Consider the following 14,033-nt stretch of genomic DNA (forward strand, 5'->3'; position numbering starts at 1 on the left):
GCGGGGACGTCATCCGGCACGGGAGGCGTCGAGCTCGGCGACGAGGCGTTTGGGGGCGACGATGCGGTAACTCTCCTCGACCCAGTCGTCCAGGACCTCGCCGTCCGGCATGTCGTCGGTGAACGGGACCGTCACCCATCCCGACCGCCCGAGGCCGTGACCGGTCGGCGCCGCGCCGGGGACGCTCAGCGCGTGGCCGTGGGACCCGCCGAGCTTCACCGAGAACTGCGGCCGCCACTTCCCGGTCGGTTCCTCCAGGCCGAGGAATACGAAGACCTTCTTGTTGACCTTGACGACGCTCTCGCCCCACGGGAAGTCCTCGTGCGCCCCGGGAAGGCCGAGGGCGAACGCGCGCAGGCGTTCCCGCGTCTCCTGCCATTCGCTCATGCGTTCTGTCCTGGTCCGCCGGAGGCCAGATGGCGCCGGCCTTCGGCGAAGAACCCGGGCACGTCCGAGACCTCGCTCATCGGACGCGCGGCCCCGAACGGGGCGTTCCAGAACTCCCCGCTCCGCGCCTCCCACGGCACCACGTAGGCGTACGGCACGCCGAGATAGGTGTCCCCGCACGACACGCCGTAGGCGACCTGGTCGAGCAGGATCCCGATGTCGAAGTGCTCCGGCCACAGCACCGGCGTCTGGCCGGGGGCGAACGCGCGCAGCGCCTCGTCCCCGAGGGCCAGGCACCGCTGCAGGTACCGGGCCGCGCCCGCGTCCACCCGCAGCACGTCGGCGATGGACGCCCCGGAGCCGTCGTGGTAGAGCCCCTCGGGGGCGCCGGCGCCGGCCCCGGTGACCGCGCCGAGCTCCCGGGGGGACCGCCCGTCCAGCGGCAGCCGCGTCCCGCCGGTGACCAGGGCGTCCCCCTCGACCCGCAGGTCGGGCGCCGCGACGGTCCCGAAGCCCTCCGGGGTGGCCCGCAGCCTGATGGTCCCGCTGGTCCGGTACTGCGGCCCCGCCAGCAGCAGCTCGGCGACCGCGTGGAGGGACAGGCGCGTGGCGGTGTAGGTGTCGGCGTCCGGCAGCTCTTCGGCGTTCATGGGTCTCCGTCCTTCACGGCGTCCGCGGCCCGGCGATACGGCCACATCCTGCTGGAACATCGCCTCGCCCGCCACTTCGCCTACTGTGGGTGAGGAACGGCGCCGCTCCCGTGACGACCTCGACGGCCGGAAGGAATGATGCAGACATTCCTCCCTTATCCAGACTTCGCGGCCACGGCCCGCGTGCTGGACCCCCGCCGCCTCGGCAAGCAGAGGGTCGAGGCCCTCCAGGTCCTGCGCGCCCTCACCGTCCCCGGCTACGGCTGGCGCCACCACCCCGTCGTCCGCATGTGGGCCGGCTACGAGGAGGCCCTGGTGAGGTACGGCCTGGAGGTCTGCGCGCACTGGTGCTCGCTCGGCCGGGCCGACACCTGCGCCGCCAAGATGCTTCACGAGCTCGCGGAATGCCACGCCGTCACCGCGCCCCGCTCCCAGCCCCGCCTCGGCGAGGCGGGCGAGCTGCCCCCGTGGCTGGGCGACCGGGCGCTGCACCTCAGCCACAGGTCGGCCCTGGTCCGCAAGGACCCGTCCTTCTACGGTCCGCTCTTCGCCGGCACCCCGGACGACCTGCCCTACCTCTGGCCCACCTCAGACCGCGCCCCGTCCCGTCCGTGCTGAGCCTTCTTCGCCGGGCGTCCGTCAGGTCTCCTTCGCGCTCTTCTTGCGCAGGCGCCCGCGGGTCCAGCGGACGGCGCGCTGGGCGACCGGGCCGGCCAGGCTGATCTCCGAGGTCGCCTTGCGCAGCGCCGCGGTCGTGGCGCGGGACTCGGCGAGCGACCGCTTCAGCTCCTCGGAGGTGCGCTTGAGGTCCGCGCCGAGGCGGCGCAGGGTCGCGGCGTCCACCGCAGGCTCCGCGGGCTTCTTCTTCTCGTTGACGCGCAGCAGGTCCCGGTCCCCGAGCGGGTCGACGGTGAACCACAGGTCGGAGCTCTTCTCCAGCCACGCCCGCAGGCGCGTCCGCAGCGGCTCGGGGTCGCCCCACGTGCCGTACAGCTTCTGCGTGCTGACCGCGATGGGCTCCAGCCCGAGGTTGACCACCGCCTCCCACACCGCCAGCGCGACGCCCGGGGTGTGGACGCTGCGGTAGTCGTCGAACACCACGACGCCGTCCGGCCTCAGCACCTGCCGCGCCGCCAGTACGTCTTCCCGGACGTGCGTGTAGAGGTGCGACGCGTCGACGTGGACGAACCTGCACGAGCCCGGCGCGACGTGGTCGAGGATGACCGAGGTGGGGCCGTGCACGATCCTGGGCAGCGCGTCGTGGAAGGTGAGGTAGTTCTCCTCGAACTGGTCCCGGGTCAGCGTGCGGTACGAACGGCTGGTCTCGGTGTTGTTGGCCTCCTCGGGCGCCTCGGACTCGAAGAGGTCGCACACGGTGAAGGTCTCGCCCTCACGCAGGTGGGCGCCGATCAGGATCGCGCTCTTGCCCAGATAGGTGCCGAGTTCCAGCAGGTCGCCCGGGGGTTCGTCGGCGGCCTTCTCCGAGAGGATCCAGCTGAAGAGGCGCTGGTCCGTCCCCCAGAACCAGCCAGGGATCCGGTCGAGAGCCTTGGGGGTGAGTTCTTCCCTAGCCGCCATTGGCGCATCGTAACAGGACGAAGTTCTAGATCATGGCTTATAGCCCTTTTATTACCTCATATAGCCCATTAGACACCTGACGTTTCCCCGCGCTTAACTCGCGCCGCACGGGAGCACCTTTGATACGGATGACGATGCGATTAGCGTGCCTCATGACATCCGCGACCCGAAGGTCGGGCAGCTGAACCTCCGTGCTCCTGATTCCCATCTGACACTCGGCCACGTTTCGAACGGGACTTCGCGGGGCAGAACGCCGCCTGCGTGACCGTCCGCCGATCCACCGGGCCGACGGTCGCATCGCACGATGGCACGACGACTCACACGGACAGGCACGACGACCGGGCGCCGTACGCCCAACGCGCCGCCCGGCGGGCACGTCGGTGATCACCGCACCCCCTGACAGATGGGATGTCGTCCAATGAAGGTGGCAGCTTTCGTAACGGGGTTCCTCACCCTCCTCGTGTCGACCCCGGCCGTCGCCACGGCCGAGGCCGCGACCGGAACCACGAGCCCCGCGTCCGCCTCCGCGGGCAAGCCGAGCTACCCGACCGAGTTCTCCCTTCCCGACGGTTTCCAGCCGGAAGGGATCGCGATCGGCCCGGGTCCGGCCGCGTACTTCGGCTCACGCGCGAACGGCGCGATCTACCGCGCCGACCTGCGCACAGGAGAAGGAAAGATCATCAACCCCGGGCCGGGCACCCCGTCCCTCGGCCTCAAGGTCGACCCGCGCGGCCGGCTCTTCGTCGCCGGGGGCAGCGGCGGCGACGCCCGCGTGATCGACGCCCGCAGCGGCGAGGTCATCAAGTCCTACAAACTCACCAGTGGCGCCGCGTTCGTCAACGACGTCATCGTCACGCCCGACGCCGCGTACTTCACCGACTCCACCAACCCCGTCCTGTACAAGCTGCCGTTCGGGCGCAGGGGAGCCCTGCCGGACGAGGCGGTGAAGGTGCCGCTGAGCGGCGACATCGTCTACACGCCCGGCTTCAACGCCAACGGCATCACTCCGACCCCGGACCACAAGGCCCTGGTGATCATCCAGTCCAGCACCGGCAAGCTGTTCCGCGTCGACCCCTCGACCGGTGCGGCGACCCTGGTGGACATCGGCGCCGAGACCCTGGCCGCCGGGGACGGCCTGCTCCTGCAGGGCCGCACGCTCCGCGTCGTCCAGAACCGCCTCAACACGGTGACCTCCATCGAACTGGACCGCCACGCCACCACCGGCAAGGTCGTCGGCAAGCTCACGGACCCGCGCTTCGACGTCCCCACGACGATCGCCGCCTTCCGCGACCGCCTCTACCTCCCCAACGCCCGCTTCGCCACGCCTCCCACTCCCACGACTCCCTACAACGCCGTTTCTGTGAAACGCCCCTGAGCGCGGGCGAGAATAACGCGCTGCACGCCGACCCTGGATACCACCGTCGTGGATATCAGCGGTCCACACTGAAAACGCCCTCTTGGCCGTACTCGTATCGAACGGCCAAGAGGGCGTTGCGCGCCGGGCGGCCCGGCCTGCTCCCGGACTACCGGGACGGGGGCGCCTTCGCGCGGTGAATCAGCAGGCGTCGATGAGCTGCCCCGCCCATTTCGCGGAGTCGGTCCCCAACTTCTCCAGTGCCTTGATGGCGGTGTCGTCGTTGGTGACGTCGAGGTTCTTCAGCTTCTCCGCGACCTCGGTGGCGGCCTTCTTGAGTTCGTCGTCGCTCGTCTTGTCGGCGACCTCGGCCAGCTTGGCGGCTCCGTCGTTCAGAGCCTTTTCCATCCCCGCGGGGTCCTCGGAGAGGGCGGTGGCCTTCTGCACGGTGCTCGTGACGATACCGCCCGCGTCCAGGCACTGCTGGGTGCCACCGGAACACCCCGCGCTGACCAGGAGGGCGGTCAGCGCGGAGAGGGTGACGGCGGAGATACGTCCTAAAAAGGGCTGCATTAAAAGAATCCTAACTCGGATATAACGCGAGCAATTCCGAGAGCTCTGCTCAACGGTCACCGCAGTATAGTGGAGCTTACGACCTCTCGCCATCGCACTTATTGGAATCACATTCCGCGACAGCGCGACCACGATTTTCGCCGGATTTGAACGCCGGATCGACTCGAAATGGTCGCCGTCAACTGCGGTCATCGCGCAGCGTCGGCCGTCCTGCGCTTTCCGTTAATGCGTGCGTCCTGCGGCATCGGATAGGCGAGATCGGGACGCGATGGCATATAACGAACAACCCGAGCGGAGTTCGAGTGCGGCCGGTCGGCGCCGAAGGGGTGCGCACGGTCCGAGGGCTGTATTGGAACCGTCCACACTGGGCGGCCCGGATGTCGAATCGACGCGAAATGTTCTGAAAAGCTGTTCAGCGATCGCGACTCCCCGATGAAGCGCCGTATGCCCCCCTCAACAGATCGGGATGCCCGGCGTCAGGGAGATGGCCGCGGCGTGTCTCGGCCCGGGATCCCGGCCGCGCGTGAGTTCAGTACTTCTGCTGAGGAACTCGGTGTGCCTGCTTGCATAGCGTGATCACTGGGTCATGGCGTCCGGTGCGCCAGAGCCGGCGGCACCGGTACGCCGTCTCAGGAGAGGGGGCTCACTTGAGAAAGTCGTCCTACGCCACACCGCCCGCACGGCGGATTCCCCGGCGCTGTCACGCCACCCGGGTCCGCGACCCACCGTCACCGCTCTGGTGGTGAGCCCGGTCGCCGTCCTCGCGAACTCACGCGCCCAGGACGAGCCCTCGCGCGACGCCGGCCGTACCCGGCTCGGGTTCCAGCCCGCGAACGGCGCCGGACCTGACGAAGCCACCGCGCGTTCCATGACCGGCGACCGGCCGTAGAAACGATCGATGGGCTGGTCGGCGAATACCTGGTGAGCCGAGGATACGCCCGGTAATACCGGCTCGGCCATTATGCGCCGCACATCGACGCGGTACAGGGGGCAGGCGGGGCGATTTGTGCTGCCCGTCGAGGCTACTCAGCCGCTAATTTCTGAGGATTTATCGGGTGTTGTAGGGATTTATCGTCCGTGATACGCCTGGCGAAGTAGTTACATATCTGCCGGTTTAGGAGGGAAATGTGTCGACCAGACCTTGGTTACGCGCCGTCGTCGCCGTAGTAGGCGTCGCGACGGCGGCTCTCCCCCTCGCGACGACCACCGGGATCACCCGGCCCGCCGAGGCCGCGAAGCGCGCGCCCAGCGCCGGCACCCCCGCGATCCGGGACCCCCGGGCCGCGGGGCACGGCAAGCCGGACCTGGACAACCGGCGGGGCAGCGTCCCGCCGCCGGCCGGCCTGAACGCGCGCGCCGCCGGGCCGGGCGCCCAGGTGCGCTGGAACGCGCTCGGCACCCCGGCCGTCATCACCGGGTCCGCGCCGCTGGCCGAGCACCTGGGCGCCGACCCGGTCCAGGCCGCCCGCACGTACCTCAAGAGCCACGAGAACCTCTTCGGCCTGCCGGCGGCGGATGTGGACGCGCTGGAGCGGGTCGCGGTCAACCCGATCGGCCCCGGCCACGCCGTCCTGCTGCGGCAGCGCTTCGGTGGCCTGCCCGCAGGGGTGGATGGAATGGTGACGATCGGCGTCGTGGACGGGAAGGTGGAGTACGCCACCTCCTCGCTCTCGCGCGACACGGCCCCACCTCCGGCCGCCGCGATCGGCGAGCAGCAGGCCGTGGAGATCGCGGCGAAGGACGGCGGCGTCGACCTCGCGACGGTCAGGAACAAGCGGGTGAGGCCCGTGGCCGTACCGGCGCCCGACGGGGTGCACCGCGCGTACCAGGTCGTGCTGATCGCCTTGAGCAAGGACGGAGACGTCGCCGGGTACACCACGCACGTGGACGCGGTCAGCGGCGCGATCCTGGTCCGCGACAACCTCGTGGACGGCTTCGCGGACGCCGACCCCGGCAACCCGTCCTGGACCGTCTTCCCCGCCAACCCGCCGAGCGACTACTCCTCCGCCGACACCCGGCGGCGCCTGTGCCACGCGCCCGGCCCCCGCTGCGACCTCGTGACCGGCGGCGACCCGAGCAGCGGACGGGCCTGGGACGTGGACCCCGCCACGAACGCCCCGACCTTCACCAGCATGGGGAACGCCGTACGGACCTTCGACGCCCAGGAGTACACGGACCAGCACGGAGGCGGCACCCACGGCAACGCCCCGTCGCCGAACCGCGACTACACCTACCCCTGGAAGAACACCTGGTACGAGTCCACGTGCGACCGGGCGACCCTCACCCGGCCGGGCAAGGTCGACCTGGAGACGGCGATCGCCAACCTGCACGCGGCGCTCAACCGTCTGCACGACTGGTCCTACCGGCTCGGCTTCACCGAGACCGCGTGGAACATGCAAGCCGACAACGGCGACCGCGGCGGGCAGGGCGGGGATCCTGAGCTGGCGAACGCTCAGTCGGGCGCCGTGGCGTCGGGCGCCCTCAACGTGGCCGGCCAGGCCAACACCCCTGACGGCATCTCGCCGGTCATCAGCATGGGGCTGTGGGGGCCGATCGGCGGCTTGTTCTACGGCCCCTGCGTGGACGGCGACTACGACATGACGGTCATCGGCCACGAGTACACCCACGCGATATCGAGCCGCATGGTCGGCGGACCGGACGCCGGATGGGCCAGTTGGCAGGGCGGAGGGCTGGCGGAGGCCACCGGCGACCTGTTCGCCGTGGAGTTCCTCGCCGAGTACGGTTTCCCCCCGTCCGGTGACACGCCGTACATCATCGGCGGCTATGTCACCGGCGACACCGGGCACGGCATAAGGAACTACGACATGTCGAAGTCGCCGCTCAACTACAGCGACATCGGGTACGACCTGTGGGGTTTCCAGACCCATTCGGAGAGTGAGATCTGGTCGGCGACCCAGTTCGATCTGCGCGCGGCCTTCCTCAAGCGATACGGCAAGGGCACCCTCGTCCAGCAGCGGGCCTGCGCCGACGGGCGGCGGCCCATCGACCGGTGTCCGGGAAACCGGCGCTGGATCCAGCTCCTGTTCGACGGGCTGCTGCTGACGGACTCCAGCGCGGACGGCTTCGTCGACATGCGCGACGCCCTGCTCGCCGCCGACCGCATCCGGTTCGGCGGCGCGAACCAGGACATCATCTGGCGGGTGTTCGCCGAGCACGGCATGGGCGAAGGCGCGGACGGCACCGATCGGAACGACGAGAACCCCGCGCCGAGCTTCGTGAACCCCACGGGCGAGAACGGCTCGCTGCGCCTGACCTCAGATGGTGCCGCCGAGGGCGCGGTGCTGCGGCTCTACGTCGGCGACTACGAGGCCCGCGCGCTCCCCGTCGCCGACACCGACCCGGCCACCCCGCTCGGCGACACGGTCGCGTTGACGCCCGGCACCTACCGCCTCCTGGTCGTCGGCGCCGGTTACGGCCACACCCGGCTCACGTCGGCCGTTTCGGCCGGCCGGACACAACGGCTCCGGGTGCCCCTGTCACCCAACCTCGCGTCCGCCGCCGCCGGCGCGACGGTCTCCGGCGACGGCGAGAACCAGGACAAGCTGATCGACGACACCGAGGGGTCCAACTGGGTCTCCAGAAGCGGCCCGGTCGCCGGCAAGTCGGTCGTCGTGGACCTGGCGGGCGACCGCCCGGTCACCGTCCGCAGGATCCAGGTCAGTGCCATGCTCAGGCTCGACTGGGAGGACCCGGTCGACCCGGGCTCCCAGGACCGCTTCACGGCCCTGCGCTCCTTCGAGGTGCTCGCCTGCCGCGCCGGCTGCGCCGACACGGCCAACTTCCACTCCGTCTACACCAGCCGGCCGGACGCGTTCCCCGGGGTCCGTCCCCGGCCGGTGAGCCCCGAGCTGATCATCAGGTCGTTCCGCGTGCCGCCGACCGACGCCACACACCTGATGCTGCGCGCGCTCACCTCGCAGTGCACCGGCAACCCGCTGTACGCGGGCCAGCAGCAGACCAACCCGAGCGCGCCGACCGACTGCGCCACGGTCAACCCTCGCCACGACGAGGTACGGGCGGCGGAGTTCCAGGCGTTCTCCCACTGACGCCGCGGAGCGCGTCCACCCACTGACGCGACAGGGCAGGGCGGCGGCACCCCCGCCGCCCTGCCCCATGCCGCTGATCATCTCGGAGCCCCCGCCCGGGGACGTCATCGCGTTTCCTCGAAATGGCCGGTGCTAGCGTCCAGGTCCGTGACAGAGAACGTCTACGTGGGGAACGCCCACCTCGATTCGGTCACCGACCGTGGCTGGCTGCTCGGGCACTTCAAACCCGCCGACGACGCACGGCACAGTGACGACGTCGAGATCAAGTGGTTCGTCCACCCCGCCGGCGACCGGCGCGCCCAATGGGTCACCGGAGAGAAGCGCACCGCGCTCCTCATCCTGATCAGCGGCCGTTTCCGCGTCGAGCTCCCCGGCCGCAGCGTGCTCCTGACCGAGCAGGGCGACTACGTCGTCTGGGGCCACGGCGTCGACCACTCCTGGCACGCCGAAGAGCAATCAGTAGTCCTGACCGTCCGCTGGCCCTCGATCCCCGGCTACGCGGTCCCCACCCCAGGCCAGGAGTAACCACCCGGACGTGGCAAACCCTGCCGACGGTAGCCATCTTCCTGCACCTGAACTGGCCGACAGCCGAGAGGTCACCGGTTCCGGCGAGAAGGTAGCGCTGGCTGTACCTGGCGACTCCAGCAGACGGGCCGATCACGAACGCTCCCGATTCCATGCTTGAGCGGCACCGTAGACGACCATCGAGCAGGGAATCCCCCCATGTCGCACTCCGCTGCCCCCTCTCCCGCCGAACGCGGCTCCGCCGGGCGGCGTGGCCTGCCGGCCCTGGCCACCGCCGCCGCCCTCACACTGACCTGTCTCGCCCTGACCGGCGCCCCGGCCGTCGCCGAAACCCCCGCCGTAACCGACGGGCCGGCCCGATTCCACCATCAGGCACTCGACCGGCACGCCTGCACGACAGGACCGGACGACCACGTCGGTGAGGACCTGGACGCGGCGGGCGCACGGTGTGCCGAGGTCGTCGTCCCCCTGGACCACCGCAAGCCCGGTGGGCGGACCATCTCTGTGGCGATCTCTCGGATCAAGGCCACCGACCCCGCCCAGCGCCGCGGCATCCTTCTCGGCAACCCCGGCGGCCCGGGGGAATCCGGACTGCACATGGCGCGCCTCGGCCAGGCCGCGCCCGCCCTCGGGAGCCGTTACGACACGATCGGATGGACCCGCGCTTCGTCGGCCGCAGCACACCGATCCGGTGCCACTGGAACACCGGCACCTACCTGCAGTCGGCCGGTCCGAACCGCCGCACCTTCAATGAGAGCGTGGCCCTGATGCGGGACCTGGCCGCACGATGCGCCCGGGAAGACCCGGACGTCGTCGGGTCCGGCCCGATGGGCGGGAACGCCCCGGCCACGGCGGCCACGCTGAAGCACTGGGCCGGGTGGGCCGCCGGGCACGACCCCGAGTACGGCCTGGGCGCCACCACGGCCGATGACGACCCACGCGTTCTCACCCACAAAACTCATCGGCACCCGGCTGGCCGACAATGCGCCCGCTATACGGCGTGTGTGCGGACCGGACTCGTCCTTGCGATCATCAGTGCATGGACTGGAAGACCATGAGTGCGACTCTGCTGCCCCTGCTAGGGGTGCTGCTCGGGACGTGTGGCACGCTACTTGGCCAGTACTTAGGCACTCGGACGGACTCCAAACGTCTGGAATACGAAAAGCGGATAGCGGAACGCGCTGAGCGGAAATCCGCCATCCTGTCATTTCTCGAAGCGGCTCAGCGCGTAGAAATGATCGTTGACGGGCAAGCCCAGGCCGGTGTGTCGACTGCTTCCTCCGACACCGAAGAAGCCCTCCACCAGCTGTGGCTCGCCAAAAAGAGCGTCGAACTCTTCTGTTCGCCTGTCATGGCTCAAGCCGCGCACGACTACACTCGCGCTTTGCATCTCAGTTTGCGGAGACCCGCGGATACCATCGACCCGACCGCGAAGGGCCAGTACCGCTATCTCATGATGGAACGCGCCAGGAACGACCTGGGTGTTACCGGAGATCCTCTTCTACGTGAGGTCCCTCCAAAGGAGATACCTGCGTCAGGCGAAGCCTGAACGTGTCCGCGCTACGCGTTAGGGCCCTCAGATTCGCCGACGAGCGCGAGGATGCCGGCGAGAATACCGGGGGCGGCTGCGATCGTAGCCCTGGATCGTGTGGTGTGCGGCGTGCCGTCGATATCGGTGACATGGGCTCCGGCTTCCTTGGCGATGATGACGCCGGCGGCGGTGTCCCAGGGTTTGTTGGCGAGCATGACACAGGCGTCGATCTTGCCTTCGGCCACCCATACCAGGTCGATGGCTGCCGACCCGAACATGCGAATGCGCTGCACGCGGGCAGCGAGCCGCCGGGTGATGGCGTGGCGCTGCCGGTTCCGTTGTTCGGCGTGAGTACCTATGGAGTAGTCGCCGATGGACACCAGGGCGGCATTCAGCGTGGTGGTATCGCTCGCCTTGATGGGCTGACCGTTGACGGTGGCTCCGCCACCCTCGGTAGCGGCGTACCGCGAGCCAAGAAAGGGCAGGTCGATGACACCGAGGATGGGCGTGTGCCGGGCGAGGTGGTCCCGTACCGCTCTCTCGACGACGTAGTCCACTTCGGTAGCCATGTCGCTTTCACCCTTGGCAGTGAGGATGCCGGGCAGCGTGGTCCTGATCAGCTCCCTGGCGACGGCAACCGCATGCAGAGCGATGGGCAGCAAGGCGTGTGCGTCGGTAGTCATCCGAGTCTGCTCAACTCCCACAGCATGGTGAAGACCCGCCCGAACCCGCGGAACAGACCACCGGCCGTGCCGCTGCCGCGAATGACCACGTCAATAAGCCCAGACCGCACACCTGCACCAGCTAAGCCTGAACGACGCACCCCGCTGCCGACAACTGCACTCTGAACCGCGACCCTGAGCAAGCTTCCGGATCATGGGATCTGAGCGTCTGCCCAGTTCATTGGTGGTGGGGGCCAACCTCGCTCAAGGCCGAGGTCGCTGAGCGGGATCAACCGCAGCAGCTCGGGGACGCTGCCGTCATACACCTGACCTCGTGCTGGAACTGCATAGATGTGCTTCGGCAGGCACGCTCACGCCAGTTATAGCTTCTCGCTTCTCCTATTGATGCTCACCGCGTTTCGTTATAAGCTCTAACTATCGCTAGTGATGATAACTCGACTGGCCGGACCGGTCGATGAACAGAGGAGAAGGATGTTCGGTACTCGCTCGACCACCTCGCGAACCCCTCGTCGCCGGACGGGCGCGCGTGCTGCCCTGCTCGCGGTCCCGCTGGCTGTCGCCGGCGTCCTCGGCCCCACTGTCGCGCCCGCCCAGGCCGCCACCCTCGGTCACGGCACCGGCCCGGCCTCACTGACCTGCCAAGGCAAAGGTGTCGACCCGGCCGCCAAAGCCCGCTATCGGACCGAGATCTTCATTCAGGCGCCGCTCCGCACGATCTGGGATCTGCAGACCGACGTGGAAGGCTGGCCCTCCTGGCAGAAGCCCGTCGCCCCCATGACCATAAAGCGTCTCGACTCGGGCCCACTGCGCAAGCACTCGCAGTTCCAGGCGACCATTCACCTACCCCCCAACCCCCCGTTCCCGCCCTCCACGGTGGTCATCACCTCCACTGTCCAGCAACTCCAGTACGGCAGGTGCGTCCGCTGGACCGGACCTGCCGACGGCGCCGGATTCCACATCGACGGCATCCATGTCTGGAACTTCATCAAAGTCCCCGGCGGCACCCTCGTCCGCACCGAAGAAAGCCACACCGGCCCCCAAGCTGACCCCAACTCGGACATGGGCCTCGAAACCTGGCTCAACGACCTCAAAGCCGCCGCCGAATCCGCCCCCCGCAACTGACCAGACAGCGGAGGCTGCACGGGGCAGCGGGTCGGGGGAGGGGACTCAGCTTCGGGGGGTGGGCAGCACGGGGGAGCGGCCCGCGGCGGCCTCGGTGAGGACGCGCCAGGTGTCCACTTCGACTTCGCCGTCTTCGTCGAGGGTGGTGTAGTCGGCGGGTAGCCAGAGGGCGAGCCGTTCGTCCGCGGTGCGCTCGTCTTCGACCGGCGAGCCGTCCGGGAGCCAGTCCAGCACCGGTACCCGGAGACGGAGGTCACCGCCGAGACCGTAGGAATGCTGGTCCTGGACGAAGAGGTCCGCAGTGATGTCGCCCCCGGCCTCGAGGCTGCCGTCATTGTTGAAGCAGACGATCACGTCCGCCTCGATGGCACCGAGCACCAGGTTGAACGCTCCCGTGCGGAGGGCGCGGGCGCGCAGGTCGCCGGTGGCGGCGAACAGGCTGTGGTCGACGTCGCCGTCGCAGAGCAGCCCGTCGACGGTGAGGTCCCCGAGCACGATCAGGGGGCCGTCGAGCGTCAGGTCGGCGTCGAAGTGCGCGTCGCCGAACCACACCACAGGCCTGCCCCTGGCCACCACCCACCCTTCCGCGGTGCGCTCGACGCCCGAGTTGTCGACCGGCCCGTCTTGCGGCAGGGCGAGGGCCAGCACGAGGGCGAACTCCACATAGGAGTTGTAGAAGTCGTCGAGATCCAGATCGGCCAGCCACTTCTGGATCTGTGGCAGCTGCTCGTCGAGCGAGCCGAGGTCGTTGATGCCCGCCTCGCCGTAGGGTCGCAGCCGCTGCAAGGCGGCCTCGAGGTGGTCGGCGGCGGGGCGTAAGTGTTCGGTCCGTAACAGCATGGCAGGAGTATGTCTGATGCGCGGCCGTGAATTCAGCTCCAAGGATGGTCGAAGCCCCAGGTCACCGAGCAGCATCACGGCGGGGTGTAAGGCATACGCAAGTAGGCGCAGATGAGGTTGACGATGGTCTGGCGGTGCTCGGGGTTGTCCTGACCCAGGCGCTCCAGGGCGTAGAGGCCGGCCAGGCGGACGGCGGCCTTCGCGCTGCCGAGCTGCTCGCTGGCCTTGGTGTAGAGCTCGGTGACACGGCGTTCGATGGCGTCATGCTCAGCGGCCTTGGCGTTGCGCTCAGCCAGCTCGGCGTTGCGCTCGGCCAGGGCCGCAGTGGCATGGGCTGAGAGCTCCTGGTGGCGCTGGCGGCGGAAGGTGAGCATCACGGTGACGGCCGCGCCGACGCCGGCACCGGCGGCCAGCGCGGTGCGCACCGCCTCGTTGCGTGCGGCGGCCTCAGCCGCCCCTGTTGGCTCGGGGGGCAGGCTGGTGAGCAGCCAACGGGCCACTCCGTACACCACGGCGGCGATGAGCGCGCTGACCGGGAGGATCCACCACCAAGCGGCGCGCGGCACGCGCAGCGCGGCCAGGATGAGGGACGGCGCGGGCGCGGCGGGAGGGCGGCGTAGCCGTGCGAGCGGGTTCATATCGGGCTTATCGGGGTGGCGGCGGCTGATGTCACTTTCGCAGGTCACCGGCAGGCCAGTCCGGTCGTCTCCTGGCGCGGGCCCA

Annotated in this window: 14 protein-coding genes; 7 read left to right on the top strand and 7 right to left on the bottom strand. The window is 69.2% G+C overall.

The genetic code is table 11. The features are described 5' to 3' along the window. Nucleotides 1-9: 9 nt before the first annotated feature. Both BJ982_RS08965 and BJ982_RS08970 read right to left on the bottom strand, forming a co-directional pair. Nucleotides 10-387: an MmcQ/YjbR family DNA-binding protein gene (locus BJ982_RS08965; RefSeq protein ID WP_184878289.1), complete on the bottom strand. Its 378-nt coding sequence runs from the start codon at nucleotides 385-387 to the stop codon at nucleotides 10-12. Then, a complete protein-coding gene (locus BJ982_RS08970; RefSeq protein WP_184878292.1) occupies nucleotides 384-1,037 on the bottom strand; it encodes a hypothetical protein in 654 nt (217 codons plus the stop codon). The genes BJ982_RS08965 and BJ982_RS08970 overlap by 4 nt, the downstream gene beginning before the upstream one ends. A 135-nt stretch (nucleotides 1,038-1,172) precedes the next feature. Between BJ982_RS08970 and BJ982_RS08975 the strand changes: the two genes are divergently transcribed. After that, nucleotides 1,173-1,655 (top strand): MSMEG_6728 family protein, encoded by a 483-nt coding sequence (locus BJ982_RS08975; RefSeq protein WP_239123414.1) that lies wholly within the window; start codon nucleotides 1,173-1,175, stop codon nucleotides 1,653-1,655. Between the two features lie 21 nt (nucleotides 1,656-1,676). On the opposite strand, the gene BJ982_RS08980 is transcribed toward BJ982_RS08975, so the two are convergent. Further along, nucleotides 1,677-2,615, bottom strand: a complete 939-nt coding sequence (locus tag BJ982_RS08980) for a class I SAM-dependent methyltransferase (RefSeq protein WP_184878294.1) — start codon at nucleotides 2,613-2,615, stop codon at nucleotides 1,677-1,679. Nucleotides 2,616-3,033: 418 nt separating this feature from the next. On the opposite strand from BJ982_RS08980, the gene BJ982_RS08985 reads away from it, so the two are divergent. Next, entirely contained in the window at nucleotides 3,034-3,990 is a 957-nt protein-coding gene (locus tag BJ982_RS08985; RefSeq protein ID WP_184878296.1) for a Vgb family protein, read from the top strand. A gap of 180 nt (nucleotides 3,991-4,170) precedes the next feature. Here BJ982_RS08985 and BJ982_RS08990 read toward each other — a convergent pair whose 3' ends face one another. Then, complete coding sequence (locus BJ982_RS08990) at nucleotides 4,171-4,542, bottom strand: DUF8711 family protein (protein ID WP_184878298.1); 372 nt, start codon at nucleotides 4,540-4,542, stop codon at nucleotides 4,171-4,173. A gap of 1,127 nt (nucleotides 4,543-5,669) precedes the next feature. Between BJ982_RS08990 and BJ982_RS08995 the strand changes: the two genes are divergently transcribed. The 4 genes from BJ982_RS08995 to BJ982_RS09010 all read left to right on the top strand — a co-directional run bounded on the left by BJ982_RS08995 (nucleotide 5,670) and on the right by BJ982_RS09010 (nucleotide 10,683). Next, a complete protein-coding gene (locus tag BJ982_RS08995; RefSeq protein WP_239123416.1) occupies nucleotides 5,670-8,609 on the top strand; it encodes a M36 family metallopeptidase in 2,940 nt (979 codons plus the stop codon). Between the two features lie 147 nt (nucleotides 8,610-8,756). Continuing rightward, entirely contained in the window at nucleotides 8,757-9,134 is a 378-nt protein-coding gene (locus BJ982_RS09000) for a cupin domain-containing protein (protein ID WP_184878300.1), read from the top strand. Between the two features lie 653 nt (nucleotides 9,135-9,787). Further along, a complete protein-coding gene (locus tag BJ982_RS09005; RefSeq protein WP_184878302.1) occupies nucleotides 9,788-10,192 on the top strand; it encodes a hypothetical protein in 405 nt (134 codons plus the stop codon). Next, entirely contained in the window at nucleotides 10,174-10,683 is a 510-nt protein-coding gene (locus BJ982_RS09010; protein ID WP_184878304.1) for a hypothetical protein, read from the top strand. The genes BJ982_RS09005 and BJ982_RS09010 overlap by 19 nt, the downstream gene beginning before the upstream one ends. A gap of 11 nt (nucleotides 10,684-10,694) precedes the next feature. Here the strand turns inward: BJ982_RS09010 and BJ982_RS09015 are convergent, their stop codons facing one another. Further along, complete coding sequence (locus tag BJ982_RS09015; protein WP_184878306.1) at nucleotides 10,695-11,348, bottom strand: inositol monophosphatase family protein; 654 nt, start codon at nucleotides 11,346-11,348, stop codon at nucleotides 10,695-10,697. Between the two features lie 471 nt (nucleotides 11,349-11,819). Between BJ982_RS09015 and BJ982_RS09020 the strand changes: the two genes are divergently transcribed. Beyond that, nucleotides 11,820-12,470: an SRPBCC family protein gene (locus tag BJ982_RS09020; RefSeq protein WP_184878308.1), complete on the top strand. Its 651-nt coding sequence runs from the start codon at nucleotides 11,820-11,822 to the stop codon at nucleotides 12,468-12,470. Nucleotides 12,471-12,515: 45 nt separating this feature from the next. Here the strand turns inward: BJ982_RS09020 and BJ982_RS09025 are convergent, their stop codons facing one another. Both BJ982_RS09025 and BJ982_RS09030 read right to left on the bottom strand, forming a co-directional pair. Beyond that, nucleotides 12,516-13,310, bottom strand: a complete 795-nt coding sequence (locus tag BJ982_RS09025) for a hypothetical protein (RefSeq protein WP_184878311.1) — start codon at nucleotides 13,308-13,310, stop codon at nucleotides 12,516-12,518. Between the two features lie 74 nt (nucleotides 13,311-13,384). Next, nucleotides 13,385-13,948 carry a hypothetical protein gene (locus BJ982_RS09030; RefSeq protein WP_184878313.1) on the bottom strand — a complete coding sequence of 188 codons (564 nt, stop codon included), beginning with the start codon at nucleotides 13,946-13,948 and terminating at the stop codon, nucleotides 13,385-13,387. Nucleotides 13,949-14,033 lie beyond the last annotated feature (85 nt).

The organism is Sphaerisporangium siamense, from assembly GCF_014205275.1.
Lineage (GTDB): Bacteria > Actinomycetota > Actinomycetes > Streptosporangiales > Streptosporangiaceae > Sphaerisporangium > Sphaerisporangium siamense.